Annotated in this window: 7 protein-coding genes; 6 read left to right on the top strand and 1 reads right to left on the bottom strand. The window is 37.8% G+C overall.

What is annotated here, in order from left to right; translation table 11 throughout:
* Window positions 1–24 precede the first annotated feature (24 nt).
* Window positions 25–2970, bottom strand: coding sequence for an FAD-binding and (Fe-S)-binding domain-containing protein (locus QM481_RS19205; RefSeq protein WP_283382948.1), 2946 nt, complete (start codon window positions 2968–2970; stop codon window positions 25–27).
* Between the two features lie 1085 nt (window positions 2971–4055).
* Between QM481_RS19205 and QM481_RS19200 the strand changes: the two genes are divergently transcribed.
* The 6 genes from QM481_RS19200 to QM481_RS19175 all read left to right on the top strand — a co-directional run bounded on the left by QM481_RS19200 (window position 4056) and on the right by QM481_RS19175 (window position 16385).
* Window positions 4056–7094: a SusC/RagA family TonB-linked outer membrane protein gene (locus QM481_RS19200; RefSeq protein ID WP_283382947.1), complete on the top strand. Its 3039-nt coding sequence runs from the start codon at window positions 4056–4058 to the stop codon at window positions 7092–7094.
* Window positions 7095–7163: 69 nt separating this feature from the next.
* Window positions 7164–8702, top strand: a complete 1539-nt coding sequence (locus tag QM481_RS19195; protein WP_283382946.1) for a RagB/SusD family nutrient uptake outer membrane protein — start codon at window positions 7164–7166, stop codon at window positions 8700–8702.
* Between the two features lie 164 nt (window positions 8703–8866).
* Window positions 8867–9430: a hypothetical protein gene (locus QM481_RS19190; protein ID WP_283382945.1), complete on the top strand. Its 564-nt coding sequence runs from the start codon at window positions 8867–8869 to the stop codon at window positions 9428–9430.
* Window positions 9431–9459: 29 nt separating this feature from the next.
* Entirely contained in the window at window positions 9460–11940 is a 2481-nt protein-coding gene (locus QM481_RS19185) for a TonB-dependent receptor (protein WP_283382944.1), read from the top strand.
* Between the two features lie 29 nt (window positions 11941–11969).
* Window positions 11970–13112, top strand: a complete 1143-nt coding sequence (locus QM481_RS19180) for a DUF4249 domain-containing protein (protein ID WP_283382943.1) — start codon at window positions 11970–11972, stop codon at window positions 13110–13112.
* 18 nt (window positions 13113–13130) lie between these two features.
* Window positions 13131–16385 (top strand): VCBS repeat-containing protein, encoded by a 3255-nt coding sequence (locus tag QM481_RS19175; protein WP_283382942.1) that lies wholly within the window; start codon window positions 13131–13133, stop codon window positions 16383–16385.
* Window positions 16386–16629: the final 244 nt, after the last annotated feature.

Below are 16629 nucleotides of genomic sequence, written 5' to 3'. Positions count from 1 at the left end.
AATACGACCTTTACATTTAGCTTATCAAATTAGTGCTGCATGAAGGATTTCAACTGCATGCAAAGCTGTACGACCAGTACCATCATGGATTTGGTGACGGCAGCTTGTACCTGAAGCAGCAATGATTACCTCATCAGGTTGCTGGCGAATCGTCGGGAACAATACTAATTCGCCTACTTGATTAGAAAGTTCGAAGTGTTCTTTTTCGTAGCCAAACGAACCCGCCATACCACAACAACCACTTGGAATCAATTGAACTTCATAGTTACTTGGTAATGAAAGCGCTTTTTTGGCAGGAACTAAGCTAGAAAGTGATTTTTGTTGACAGTGACCGTGTAATTTGATTAAACGTTTTTCACTTGTAAACAACGACTTATCAATACGTTTAGCGTCAATTTCTTTTGCGAAAAACTCTTCTACCATAAAAGTGTTTTTCGCTAATTTTCTAGCATCTTCTAGGAGATTATCATCAACCAAATCAGGATATTCGTCACGGAAAGTTAGAATTGCTGATGGTTCAATACCTACTAAAGGAGTATTTTCTGAAATAACATCTTTTAGTAAGGTTACGTTTTTCGTAGCCAAAGCTTTTGCATCGTCCAATAAACCTTTTGATAATTGTGGACGACCAGATTCCACATGGCTTGGAATAACTACTTCATAGCCCAGTTTTTCTAGCAACTCAACCGCTTTTTTACCGATTTCTACATCATTGTAGTTCGTGAATTCATCAGCAAAGAGATAAACTTTTTTGCTTAAACCAGTTGCTTTTGAGCGTTTCTTGTTCCAATTTAAGAACGTTTCCTTTGCCAAAAGAGGCATCGTACGTTCAGGGTGGAACCCGACGATATTATTAGCAATTTTACGTAGCGCAGGCGTATCAAATACCAAATTGTAAGCCCAAGGAACATAAGACGCAACTTTTGAAAGTTTCGAAAAATTGGCAATTAACTTGCTACGAAGAGGTACTCCATTATCCTTGTAATATTGGTGCAAGAACTCCATCTTTAGTTTTGCCATATCTACGTTCGACGGACAATCAGATTTACATCCTTTACATGCCAAACATAAATCCATTACTTCTTTGATTTCTTCATGATCAAAACGATTGGCTTTGTCCGAACGAGTCAAAAACTCTCTTAAGATATTGGCACGAGCACGAGTTGTTTCTTTCTCATTGCGAGTAGCCATGTAAGAAGGACACATAGTTCCGCCTGACAAATGCGTCTTACGACAGTCGCCTGAACCGTTACATTGCTCGGCATGTTGCAAGATATCTTGGTCGTAAAAACGGAAAGTTGTTTTGAATTCTGGGGTAGTTTGTCCCGGCGTATAGCGTAGGAACGTATCCATCGGAGGAGTATCTACAATTTTATTTGGATTGAAGATATTCTTAGGATCCCAAACCTTTTTGATTTCTTTCATCAATTGATAGTTGTGGTCACCAACCATCTGCTTGATAAACTCGCCTCTCAAACGACCATCACCGTGTTCTCCAGAAAGAGAACCTTTGAATTTTTTTACCAAAGTAGCAATCTCTTCCGCAATCAATCTAAACTGTTTATTGCCTTCTTCCGTCTTTAAATTAATGATAGGGCGGAGGTGAAGTTCGCCAGAGCCAGCGTGCGCATAATGCACACAATACATATTATTGGCTGCAAGAATTTCATTAAACTCTTTAATAAATTCAGGCAGGTCATTGACATCTACGGCTGTATCTTCGATAACAGCTACTGCTTTTTCGTCGCCAGGAAGATTTGATAATAACCCTAAACCAGCCTTTCGCAAATCCCAAACGCGCTTGGTATCAGCACCGTAAACTCTTGGAAAATGATAGCCAAAGCCAGCAGCACGCATTTCAGCCTCGATAGCAGCAGCCTGTTTTTCGATTTCGGCAACATCATTATCGCGAAGCTCAACCACCAAAAGTGCACCTGGGTCACCTTCCACAAAGAAACGATTTTGGCGGTGCTCAGGGTTTGCTTTAGTACATTCTAGGATATAATGATCCATCAACTCCGAAGCAGAAGGCTTGTATTTCATCGCAATAAGATTGGCTCTAAGAGCTTCGTCTATGGTATTGAAATGAACACATAATAAACCGATTTCTTTAGGAGGTAAATCGTTGACATGAATTTTAATTTCGGTGATAAAACAAAGTGTTCCTTCAGAACCAGCAATGAGTTCACACATATTGAATGCTTTACCATTTGGCGTAAATGGCTCACAGTTCAATAGCATATCAAGTGCATATCCTGTATTTCTACGTTCGATGGTAGGCTTAGGAAACTCCGCACGGATTTCGTCTTGATTTTTTGAATCGCTGAGTATATCGTTAGTTTTAAGATAAATCTTATCTAACAAGGTTGCAGAGCCGTTTTTTTGCTGTGCTGTAGCTACTAAAGTGTTAAAGTCTACCTTGTCAGTTGATTTAAAAACCGTTTCTGAACCATCCGCTAAAATAGCATGCACTTCTAATAAATGGTCACGAGTAGAGCCATAAACCACAGAGTTTGAGCCACATGAGTTATTTCCGACCATTCCGCCAATCATAGCACGGTTGGCAGTGGAAGTCTCAGGACCAAAGAACAAACCATGTTTTTTGAGTTCCATGTTGAGCACGTCACGCACTACACCTGGTTGCACACGTACCCAATGTTCGTCTTTATTTATTTCAAGAATTTTCGTAAAGTTTTTGGAAACATCTACCACAATACCGTCACCAACAACCTGTCCAGCGAGCGACGTACCAGCAGTACGAGGAATAATGGAGGAACCGTTATTGGCAGCAAAAGCAATAAGTTTTTTGATGTCCTCTACCGATTTTGGGATAGCAACAGCGGTAGGCATTTCACGATAGGCCGAAGCGTCGGTCGCATACAAGGTACGCATTACGGTATCGTAATGAAAATCACCTTCGAGCGTACCAGCAAGTTGTGCTAAGAGCTGATTACTTACTTTTTGACTCATTTTTGATAAGGGATTAATCTATCAATAGTATGGTTGCTATTGAGATTAATACAACATTAGTACGAATTATGAAAGAGTTTTTTGGTTCATCAATACAGACATTGAATGCCCAAAGATACAAAATTAAAGGCATAACCGCCTAAGTAAAATTGTGGTAATAAAAGATTGAAAAAATTGGAGTGAGATAATCTAACGCATCACTTTGCATGGCAATAGGGGAGTTATTGGAAAGTGTAGATAACTCGGCTAAATAGAGCGATAAATTGGAAGGAAATAGGTAATTAGTATAAAAGCAAACTCGTGCAAAAATATACTTATCGGTCTTGAGAAAATGTATATCTGTAGAGAAAAAACGGGGAGGAATCAAACCTTAAAGTACAGATTATTTAGGATATACATAACGATGTTTAAGGTGAAATATTTTGCAAATGATTGCAAATTTTATGCAAACTTGTTCAAACTATTGAACATGAATTACTTTACTATAACCAGACAAAGTATAGGATTTTTAGATATGTAATAAATAATAGCGGTATGAAGTAAAATACCAAAATGATTTTAAATAAAGTAAAATCAATAATTGTACTTTTTTGTGATGATAGGCTCAAAAGTAGAAATTTTCCTGTTTAAATGTATTAATAAAAGAATGTTAGACTGTTCTAAAGTACACAAAATTTATTATTTTATTTATTAGAAAAGTACAATGTTTTTTTATTGTGCTGATAATGCCGTTTTTAACATTTATTAACAAAAAACGTGAATACGCAAAGTTTTACAAAGTTTTGCAAATCTGTCCTACACTGTGCTAAGTTTGCAAAGTATCGTTTTAGTGCAATTTTGGCAAAAGTAAGTATTTTTTTGAAATAAAATTTTTTCAAAAAAAAATTGAATTATAGAAACTTTATCGCCTACTTTGTTGTGTGAAATCACAGCAAATTCATACTTTTTAGTAAGAAAATTCCATAACTAGGCTAGCTACTAATTCCCAAAACAATTCCTCTAGTATGAGAGTTTTTACCTACAAAAATGCTGTGAATAGCATTCTCAAATTTCATTAACCATTTTTCCCAATCTTAATATTACCTATGAAAAATCATTTTTACCGATGGTTTGGTCGCCCAATGCGACAAGGTTCAGTATCAACGGGGCTTCTTAAGTTCGCGATGATAGCTGTAACTATGCTTTTGTCTATTGGGGCTTATGCTCAAGACAAAACTGTTACCGGAAAAGTTACTGACAGTGGCGATGGCTCTGGGTTACCAGGTGTATCTGTAAGTGTAAAAGGAACAAACAAAGGTACACAGACAGATGCGACGGGTTCATTCAAATTGAACAATGTATCAGACAATGCTGTTTTGGTTTTCTCATTTGTAGGTTATGCAAAACAAGAAGTTTCAGTAGGTGGCCGTTCTCAAGTGAACGTTTCATTAGCATCAGAAACAAAAGCATTGGAAGAAGTTGTAGTAGTAGGTTATGGTACTACAACGAAAAAAGATGCAACAGGTGGTGTTGTAGCTTTGACTGCTAAGGATTTTAACAAAGGTGTGATTGCTTCTCCAGAACAATTATTGCAAGGCCGTGCGGCGGGTGTTCAAATGACTCCTAACTCTGGTGAGCCAGGTGCAGGTATCAATATCCGTATTCGTGGTACAACTTCAATTCGTTCAGGTAATGGTCCATTGTATGTAGTAGATGGTATTCCTTTGGATGGTGGTAACACTTCTGAAGGTACGGATGGTAGTGCTGGTGTTGGTACAACTTCTGCAAGAAACCCATTGAACTTCTTGAACCCAAGTGATATCGAAAATATCTCTGTATTGAAAGATGCTTCTTCTGCGGCTATCTATGGTTCTCGTGGTGCAAACGGTGTTGTATTGATTACTACTAAAAAAGGTAAATCTGGTCAAAGTAACTTGAATTTCTCTGCTAATACAGCGATTTCAAACAACTACAAAAACTATGATGTATTGTCTACTGCTGATTTCTTGAAACAAGCTACTGCTGCTGGTTTGGATGTAAACAACAAATTAATTAATGCAGGAGCTAATACAAACTGGCAAGACCAAGTATATCGTACTGCGGTTGCTCAAAACTACAACTTGAGCTACGGTGGTGGTAATGATAATACTAACTACTTCTTCTCTTTGGGTTATAACGACCAACAAGGTACTATCAAAAACTCAGGAATGAAGAAAGTTACAGCTCGTGTAAATGCTACGCACAAATTGTTTGATAACAAAGTAATTTTGGCTGTAGCAATGACTACTTCTAAGGTAACTGACCAATTGTCTGCAACAGGTGGTGACATCGGTTTTGAAGGTAACGTTATTTCAACTGCTATCAAAACTAACCCTACTTACCCAGTTTATGCAACTGACGGTTCTTATTTTACAAGTGGTACTCCATCGTTCCGTAACCCAGTTTCTTTATTGAATCAATATAGAGGTGGTGCTGTAACGAACAGAACATTGATGAACATTAGCGGTACTTGGAATATCCTTCCAAACTTATCTTACAAAGCTAACTTTGGTTATGACAATTCTGATGGTGTAACAAGAACAAGTGTTGACCCTAACACACCAGGTTTTGCAACAAACATTCCTGGTAACCAAGGTTATGCTCGTATTGCAAACCGTTATTTGACTACAACAACTTTAGAACACACGTTGAACTACAAGTTAGATTTGGGTAAACACAAAATCGACGCTTTGGCTGGTTTCTCTTATCAAAAATTTGAAAACCAAAGTAACTATGTTCAAGCTAATTATTTTGTTTCTCCTGCAGGATTTGATTTGGCAAACAACATCAACTTTGTAGATAACTCAGGAACAAACAAAGCTTACTCTGGAGGTTCTAGCAAAGGTATGAGTGAATTGCAATCATATTTTGGTCGTGTGAACTACAACTACTCAGACAAGTACTTATTAACAGCTACTTTGCGTGTGGATGGTTCATCAAAATTTGGTGCTAACAACAAATATGGTTATTTCCCATCATTTGCAGGTGCATGGAGACTATCTAACGAAACTTTCGTTCCGAAAGAAGTATTTACTGATTTGAAATTGAGAGCTGGTTGGGGTGTTACAGGTAACCAAGAGTTCCCTACAAATACTTCTTTGGCTACTTTTGCTCCTAACTCTTCATCAGGTGGTTTGCAAAAAGAAAACGTACCTAACCCTGACATCAAATGGGAAACTACAACGGCCTATAACATCGGTTTAGACTTCTCATTGTTGAAAGGAAGATTGTCTGGTACTGTTGACTACTTCAACAAATCTACTAATAACTTGTTGTTCCCATTTGCTGCACCACTACCAGATGTAGCTATTACAAGATGGAGCAATATTCCTGCTGACATCAGAAACAAAGGGGTTGAAGTTTCTTTAACTTACCAAGTATTGGCAGGCAAAAAATTGGATTGGGAAGTTTCTGGTAACGCAACATTCTTGAAAAACGAAGTAGCTAGTTTAAACGTAGCAACTATTCAAACGGGTAACTTGTACGGTCAAGGCTTGTCAGGAGCATTTATCCAACCAATCACTCAAGGCTATCCATTATATGGATTTTTCTTGTCTGATTTCTTAGGATATGACTCAAACGGTAACACTAAATTGTCTGCAGATAAATCATACAAAGGAAGTCCATTCCCTACAATGACTTGGGGTTTGAACAACAGTTTCTCTTTGGGTAGCTGGAACGCTAGTTTGTTTATCAATGGCCAACAAGGTGGATACGTTTACAACAACACTGCTAACGCTGTATTGAACAGAGCATCAGTTAAGCAAGGTAACAACGTTACAAACTACACGATCTCTAGCACTACAGGTCAAGCATTCGGTGACGCACCAGTACCGTCATCATTCTACCTTGAGAAATCTGATTTCATTCGTGTATCTAACTTCTCATTGGGTTATACATTCAAGTTGCCTGCTAACAGTTTTGCTAAGTCTCTTAACATCTCTTTGACAGGTCAGAACTTATTGTTGATCTCTAATTACTCAGGTCTAGATCCAGAAGTGACTAACACTGCTGCTACTAGAAATGGTGTTCCTTCATTGGGTATCGACTATATCTCGTATCCTAAAGCTAGAACATTCTCATTGGGTATCAACGCTAACTTCTAAGAACTTGTATAGTTTAGTTTTGACATAGCTTAAGACTTTACTTTAATCCACATTATCCGAAATAAAAAAATGAAAAATTTTAAAAATATATTGTATCCTTCGTTGTTAACACTAGCAATGGGAGGCGCGATCGGATGTACGAACTTGGATGATGCTGTGCTAGATCGTTTGACTGACGCTTCATCTATTTCGCCTGATTTAACATTGAAGTCTGCTTATCAAAGTCTCGGATCTAACTTTACGGATCAAGCAAATGTGTACGCTTTGACAGAGCATCCTTCTGATGAAATGCAAGGTCCTACGCGTGGTGCTGACTGGGATGATAATGGTCGTTGGAGAAACCTTCACACGCACACTTGGACAAACCAGAGTGATGATGTTCTTGGTGCTTGGAATAATCTAAATAGAGGTCATGCTCTTGCCAATGAAGTAATTAACAATCCTAAAGCAACAGCAAAGCAAAAAGCTGAAGCTACTTATCTTCGTGCATTCTATATGTTTTATACAATGGATTTGTTCGGTCAAGTAACATTTAGAGATCCTGCAAATCCAGGTGCATTGCCAAAAGCTTTGAGCCGTAAAGAAGCTGCTGCTCAAATCATTTCTGATTTGAATGCTAATATTCCATCATTGGATAATGCTTCTGGCTCTAATTCAGGTACAGCAACTAAAGAAGCAGCTCGTTTCTTATTGGCTAAAGTTTATTTGAACAAAGCTGTTTATGATCAAGATCCATCTAGCCCAGCAGGTCCGTTTACGTTTGCAAAAGCTGATTTGGATCAAGTAGTATCATTAGCAGATGCTATTACTGGTTCAGGTAAATTTAGTTTAACGGCTAACTATTTTGATAACTTCCACTTCGAAAACTCTGCTCGTTCAAAAGAATTGATTTTTGTAATTCAGAACGAAAAAGGTGCTAGTAATAACAATGGTTCTTCTGTAAGAAACCGTTATTTCATGACTACGCACTACAACCAAGTTCCGAGTGGTTGGAATGGTTTTACTACTTTGTCTGATTTCTATAATAGCTTTGAGAAAACGGATAGCCGTTTTGGAGCTGCTGTTCCAGGATTGACTGACAAGTCAGGTTTGCGTGCAGGTTTCTTGGCAGGTCAACAATATGATCAAAACGGTGTCGCATTGAACGACCGTTCTGGTAAACCACTTAGCTTTACTGCAAAGTACGACTTTAAAGTAGCAAACGAAGCAGATGGTATTCGTGTTATCAAATATATTCCAGATTTGACTGACATCGATTCTCCTGCAAATGACTATGTATTCTTCCGTTATGCTGACATATTGTTGATGAAAGCTGAGGCTTTGTTCAGAGGTGGTAACACTGCTGGTGCTTTAACTATCATCAACGACTTGAGAAAAACTCGTGGTGTAGCTGCTTTGGCAACATTGACAGCAAACGACGTTTTGGCTGAGCGTGGTCGTGAATTGTACTGGGAAGGTTGGAGAAGAAATGACCAAATCCGTTTTGGTACTTTCGCAAACCCTGTTGATAACAGAACAACAGCGTCTCCTGCTTACCGTGTTGTATTCCCAATCCCTCAAAGAGAATTGGAAATCAACTCAAACTTGAAACAAAACTACGGATACTAGTCTTCTGATGGTTTAATCATACGGAAAATGCTCGATTTATCGAGCATTTTCCTTTTAAGGATATTATTATACCTTACATTACCAGAAAAGAAAAATTACTGATTATATTATCAGCTTACCTATTTCATTATTTACTACATAAACATTAATAAGCTCTCAAAATAATGGTACGTCAATTCGTTTTTTTTATTGGAATTTTATTGTTGGTTTCGGGTTGTACAATTTCAGATAAATTCAAGGCTGATGAAGTTTATAATCAGTTGAAGGACGACCAAGCAAAAATTATTTTACATATCAAAGGTAGCAACTTCTATAAGGAGGAAAGTATCTTTCATGGTCACCTCGAAATCGTAGAAAAATCTTTTACTATTAACTATTTCGATCAGTTTGATAGCAATGTAATGATTCATTTCGGTGCGGATAAATGGTATGAAGAAAAACCCATTAAAGCTCCTATCAGAATGTTTAACTCCTCAACTTCTACAGTAATGTTTGGTAAAATCAAAGACAAAGCGAAAAGAAAAGGTGAAGGGTACTTGATGAGCCAAGGGCTTCTTACGTTCAAATCTCTCAACAAAGATAAAATCGTTATTGAGGTAGTCGGAAAAGCAAAAAAATACCCTAATGTTGGTGAAACAGATCCAGCTTTTGAGGTGGAAGGTATTATTGTGTGCAAAAAACCAAAAATAGCTTTTCTGGATGTAAATGAAGCAAATACGCTTTACTAGACAACTGAATCGTTTGAACCTATGAATTAATGAGAAAAATTAAACCTATTAATAGCATTACGCTTCCTATAGTCATCCTACTAGTAGGTATTTTGGGAGCTAACTTTTTTTCTTTGGGACAAACTCAGAGGAGTTCAAATGAATTACTAGCTAGATTGAATTCGTCAGTCAACAGAGATAGAATCTTCCTACGAACCTTTGCGCTTGTTGGAAATGTGGTTGATCTAGAAAACCAAAAACCCATTCCAAATGCAAGTGTTTCTATCGACTATGTGAAGTCAGGTGTGATTACAGATTCTACAGGTAATTTTTATATGAGATTGACACAAGGTGAATATATTTTGAAAATCTCAGCCGTAGGATATAAGATATTTAGAAAGTATATCAAGCTAGATAAAGATACTAAAATGAAGATTGAACTTCAATCTGTATCTAATATGCTTGAAGAAGTGATTGTTTCGAGTGTAGCAACTCGTAAGGATATTCAGACACCCTCTTTAGGGGTTTCTTTGTTGAGCTTAAAAGGTATCAAAAAGATTCCTGCTATGATGGGAGAAGTGGATATTTTGAGAAGTTTGCAGACTCTCCCAGGTGTAAGCTCCGTGGGCGAAGGTAGCAATGGTATCAATGTACGTGGAGGAGCTGTTGATCAAAATTTAATATATGTTGACGACACTCCCATTTTTAATCCAACGCATTTGTTTGGGTTATTTTCCATTTTTCCATCCGATGCGATTCGCGAGGTTGAATTGTACAAAGGTGGTGTTCCTGCTCGTTTTGGAGGACGCACTGCTTCTGTGTTAGATATTAAGATGAGCGAGCCTAGTCTCGAAAAGGGGAGTGTACAGGGAGGAATCGGTGCTATATCAAATCGTTTGACATTTGAAACGCCTTTAATTAAGGATAAACTGTCATTGATGACTTCTGCTCGGGTATCCTTTAATGATTTTTGGTTTAAATGGTTTGGCTCTCCTGAAGTAAAAAATACCAGAGCTAACTTTTACGATTTGGCATCCAAAGTATTTTTTAAGCCTGATAAGAAAAATACGATTTCGCTGACCGCCTACATTAATCATGATTTTTATCGAGTTGATTCTTTGTTTAGCCTTGAGAATGTAGTGGCAAATCAAACGGATTTTACTTACGGACATCAGAATTTAGCCCTACGTTGGAATCATTTTTTTTCAAGTAAAAGTAGTTTAGAGGTTTCTGCGATTTCTAGTTTGTACAAAAGCCAGACGGTTGCTCCTGATACTGCTAATAAGATAGACCTTCGTAATTCGATTCGATATTATAATTTCAAAGCTCAATTTTCCTACTATCCTAACGAGAAGCATAAAATCAATGCGGGTATATCGGGTATTCGATATGAGTTAGAGCCAGGTATATTGAACAGGGATATTGTGTCAAATATTGCCAAAGTCATTTTGGATAAAGAACAGGGCTACGAACTGGCAACTTATGTTGATGATGAATATAAGCTTAGTGAAAAACTAAGAGTTCAATTGGGTTTGCGCTATGTACAATACTTGAGTATGGGACCAGCTCCTAAGCGAGTATATGTGGCTGGTGAGCCTCTTTCGGGCGAAACGCTTTTACAAAGTACATTGACATCAGGTGTGATTGAAAATTATGGAGGACTAGAACCTCGTTTGACAGCACTCTATACCATCGATGCAAACTCTTCTTTGAAACTCGGTTATAACCGAATGCATCAGTTTTTACAATTAGTTTCCAATAATACAACACCTCTTCCAACGGCTAGATGGAAATTGTCGGACAATAATATCAAGCCTCAAAGTAGCGATTTGGTGTCATTGGGATACTTCAAAAATTTGAAAGAAAGTATTTGGGAGTTATCTGTAGAGACTTACTATCGCAGAACTCAAGATATGATTGATTATATTTCAGGCGCAAATCTACAGCTCAATCCTACGATCGAAACTCAATTATTAAACGGAAAGGGTTTGGCTTATGGCGCAGAGTTGATGCTTACGAAGAAAAAAGGAGAGGTTACAGGCTCGATTGGATATACCTTCGCTCGTTCGTTTTCGAAAGTTGATGGTCAATATCCAGAACAACGTATTAATAAAGGAAACTGGTATCCAACCAATTATGATAAGCCGCATACGCTCAACCTGATGTTCAATGCACAGCCTGATAAGCACAATAGTTTTTCTTTCAATTTTGTCTATAGCACAGGACGTCCGTTGACAGCACCTGTAGGAACTTATACGCTTGATGACCAGAAGATTCTGGTATATACCAGTCGAAACAATGACCGCATTCCTGACTACTATCGATTAGATTTTTCTTGGATTATTTCTAATCCGAGTATGAAAACCAAACGATGGGAAGGAAGTTGGGCATTTACGGTATATAACCTTTTGGGGCGCTCAAATGCTTATTCGGTATTTTTCAAAACACAAAACGACGTAATTAGAGCTTACCGATTGAGTGTTTTTGCCTCGCCGATTGTTTCCCTAGGTTATAATTTCAAGTTCAAATAAGTTTTACGGACCTTTAGCATTCATAGCGTATGAAAACCTATTTAAGATTTTTAATTCTGAGTTTAATGCTGGGATTGAGTTCTTGTATCGACGAACTTAGAGATTATACCCAAGCTACAGGAGAACGATATTTGTCGGTAGAAGCCTCGCTTTCAGACTTGAAAGGACCTCATAGAGTGTATCTGTCTTTTTCGTCTCCCAACATCAATATCAATACCGAAAGTACACCTATAACTGGTGCGACGGTATTTTTTGAAGATGATTTAGGAAAACAAGAAAGACTTTCAGAGCTTTCTGGAGGTGTTTATGAGTCTTCATCTACGTTTCAAGGCGTTGTAGGTAGAAGTTATACCTTAAATATTACCTTGCAAAATGGAAAAAAATATAAATCAACACCAGAGCAAATTACGGCATCGCCTGCGATAGATAGTGTTTATACACAGTTTAAAATAGATACGGACTATCCGACCAACGATGCACGAAGATACGCTTTTCAAGTATTTGCCGATTTTAAGGATTCTTCTGACCCCCAGCAATATTATGAATGGAAGTGGACGCATTACGAGCGAACACTTTACTGTGCAAGCTGTGAACGTGGGTATGATTATATCCAGAACAAATGTAGTATAGAAAATAATTTTCCTTTAGGGCAAACAGTTCCTGAACTGATAAATTACAAATGCTCAGAGACTTGTTTTGATATAGAATATTCAACTTTAATTAATATCCTTTCCGACAATTTGTTGAATGGACAAACGATTAGAGGCGTAAAAGTAGCGAGTGTTCCTTACACAGATAAATCTTTGTATTATTTGAAGATTGAGCAAAGAGCTATTCCGACAAAACTTTATCAATATTTGAGAACGATAAAAAATGTATCTCAAAGCTCAGGAACGCTATTTGACGTACCTGCCGAAACACAGTTTAGTCCCAATATCACTTCGGTAGATTTTCCTGAAGAAAAGATTTTAGGTGTTTTTGAAGTATTCGGTGCCAAACAAAAAATAGTTTATATTGACCGCTCGATTGGTTCAGACGGATATACTGCTATTCCAAAAGTATATCAAGGAAGAACCATTCCACCGCCACCAGGGGCATTAAGTGGCCCGTTGACGCCTTGCGTAGAAGGCAAATATAGAACCAAAAAAGAACCTGAAGCTTGGCGTGAATAAGCAATAAGGAATAAAAGCATGACAAAGCATTTGATAGTGATTAAACATATTTTCAAAAATATATTCTACCTAGGTTTTTGGGGTGTAATGGGTATTTCTTGTCAACAGCAAGAAACACTTTTTACGCTTAAAACACCTGAAGAAACTGGTATTCAGTTTGCCAATATCGTGACAGAATCTGAACAGGAAAATATTCTCAATTATGAATATTTTTATAACGGAGGAGGTGTTGCTGCTGCCGATTTCAATAACGATGGTTTAACGGATTTGTATTTTACAGGCAACCAAGTTCTTAATACTTTGTACTTGAACAAAGGAGAAATGCAATTTGAGGATATAACCTCCAAAGCTGGAGTAGCTGGTCGTCAAGGTGCTTGGAAAACAGGTGTTTCGGTGGTTGATATTAATGCCGATGGTTGGCTGGATATTTATGTTTGTTATTCTGGTTTAAGATCAGATGAAATTCGTAAAAACCAGCTTTTTATCAATAATCATAATCTGACATTTACTGAAAAAGCACAAGAATATGGACTAGATGATTCAGGGTATTCGACACAAGCAAGTTTTGTAGATTATGACCTTGATGGTGACTTAGATTGCTTTTTGATTAATCATAACCTAGCTGGATACCAACGTAAGGAGGCAGCCGTTATGCGTGCTGCTCGTGATTATAATGCAGGAGATAAACTTTTCAGAAATGATAAGGGGCATTTTACCGATGTATCCGAACAAGCTGGTATCAAAGGAAACCCATTGGGTTTTGGTCTGGGAGTAATGGTTTCGGATGTTAATCAGGATGGGTATCCCGATATTTATGTAACCAATGATTACGTGGAAGATGATTATTTATACATCAACCAGAAAAATGGAACATTCAAGGATGAGCTTCGTGAGCGTATTGGACATACGTCGTATTCGTCCATGGGAGTTGATATTGCCGACATCAACAACGATGATTTACCCGATATTTTTACCTTAGATATGTTGCCAGAGGATAATGCTCGACAAAAATTGTTGCTTTGGCCAGACAACTGGAATACCTATCAGGCACAGTTGCAAAATGATTTTTGGCATGCCAATATGCGTAATATGTTACAGATAAACCAAGGAAACGGACAATTTGCTGAAATCGGTCAATTGGCTGGTGTATCTAATACCGATTGGAGTTGGGGAACGCTTATGGCAGATTTTGACTTGGATGGTTACAAAGATATTTTTGTAAGTAATGGACTAGGAAAAGACTATACCAATGCCGACTTTATCAAATATTACAACGATGAGGAGGCTTATGGTTCTAAAAAGCCATTATTAGAGCATTTGAAGCAGATGCCAACGAGTCAAACCAAGAATTATATTTTTAGAAATAATCACCAATTAGGCTTTGTCAACGAACAAGTAAACTGGGGCTTTGACCGTGCGACTGTAGCAAGCGGTGCAGTGTATGCCGACTTAGATAATGATGGAGATATTGAAATTATTACAAACAACCTAAATGATAAGGCACACGTTTATGAAAATCAAAGTCAAAAAATTCAGCCAGATTTTCATGCGGTAAAAGTAAAATTGACAGGTTCTTCACAAAACCCTTTTGCTATAGGTGCTAAAGTGCATGTTCGTGTGCAAGTAAAAGATTCCACAATGACTTTGACCCAAGAAATAGCCAATAGTCGTGGTTTCCAGTCGAGTAGTATTGAGCCCTTGACTTTTGGGATTGGTACTGGGAAAGTTATTTCTGTAAAAGTATTTTGGCCTGATGCGCAAGGTTCTATTACAGAACTGTGTCAACCTAAAGCTGATAATAAATACGACATAATTTATCAGAAAACACCAACTTGTAATGCTCTTCAATCGGAGCAAAAAGTAAATCCAATTTTTACCAAAACAACCATTCCTTCGGTGGTTTCTGAGATTGCTCTTACCAATAACTTCGACCGTCAGGTAATGTTGCCAATGCACTATTCTTACACAGGTCCCAAAATGGTAGCAGGTGATTTTAATAAAGATGGACAAATGGATGTTTGGGTATGTGGAAATGCTTTGTCGTCGCCAGTAATCTATCTGGCAAAAGGAGAAGGTTTTACTCTACAAAAACTTTCGGCACCGCCAGTCTTTCAACAAGATGCCGTAGTTGGAGACTTTAATGGCGACCAGTGGCTAGATGTATATGTGACAGTTGGAAATTATGCCAATGCACAATTGAGCGAACAGCAAGACCAGTTATGGTTAAATGATGGAAAAGGAAATTTAAAACTTGCACAAACTATCGAAGATAGTTTGAATACTAAAACAGTAAAAGCCTCGGATTTTGATAAAGATGGCGATTTAGATGTTTTTGTAGGTGGTCATATTCAACCTAACCGTTTTCCAGTGGCAGAAAAGAGTGCTATCCTTTGGAATGACGGGAAGGGACATTTTACCAAACAAGAACTAGAAGCATACGGCTTGATCACGGGTGTCGAAGCAGATGATTTTGATCAAAATGGTACAACTGATTTAGTTATCGTAGGAGAGTGGATGAGTCCGATAATCCTAAAAAATAAGGGTAGCAGAACGTTTGAAATTCAGGCAACAGATATTCCTTCAGGTTGGTACACAAGTATTGCACAAGCCGACTTGGATGGAGACAAAGACTTGGATTTAGTACTGGGAAATATGGGACTCAATACCCAAATTCGTGCTTCGAAAGTAGAGCCAGCTAGCTTGGCTTTTGATGATTTTGACATGAACGGAACGGTTGACTTTTTCCTCAATTATTATATTCAAGGAAAGTCGTATCCTGCTTGTACCAGAGATGAAATGGCAGAACAGATGCCAATTTTGAAAAAGAAATTTCCAGATTATGCCACTTTTGCGAAGGCAACCATAGAGGACGTTTTTGACCAAGCAGCTTTAGAGAAAGCTCATAGACTGGAGATTACTAACTTGAAAACATTGGTTCTGGAAAATCAAAAAGGGAAATTTGTGGCACATCAATTACCGATGCAAGCGCAATATGCTCCTGTGTATGCGATAGCTTTGCAAGATTTTGATAAGGATGGCAAAACTGATATTTTGTTGGCAGGTAATAATAGTAAATTGCGTTTGAGAATTGGCAAGGTTGACGCCAATTATGGTATTTTGTTGAAAAATAAAGGAAAGTTTGCCTTCGAAAGCATGTCCGTCGCTCAAACAGGTCTATTTTTCAAAGGAGATATTAAATCTATCCTAGCGCTACCAAAACATTTATTCGTTGGAAAAAATAACGAAGGAGTGGAAGGGTATGTGTGGAAGTAGGAGGGGAGACGCAATAGTGAACAGGCACAAAGGCACATAGGCACAAAGTGTTTTTAGGGGATAGGGTTTAGGGTATAGGCAAAGAGGAGTTGGGTTTTAGTGAACAGGCACAAAGACACAAAGTGTTTTTATAGGATAGGGTTCAGGGGATAGGCAAAGAGGAGTTGTGTTTTAGTGGGCGATTAAAATTTTACATTCATCACTCAGCATTCACAACTCTCAACTTACAAATCTCTCTTTGTGC

Origin of the sequence: Flectobacillus rivi (assembly GCF_030056655.1) — a bacterium.
In the GTDB taxonomy this organism is placed as follows: Bacteria; Bacteroidota; Bacteroidia; order Cytophagales; family Spirosomataceae; genus Flectobacillus; species Flectobacillus rivi.
The sequence above is the reverse complement of the archived record's forward strand: the minus strand, read 5'-3'. Positions and strand labels throughout refer to the sequence as shown.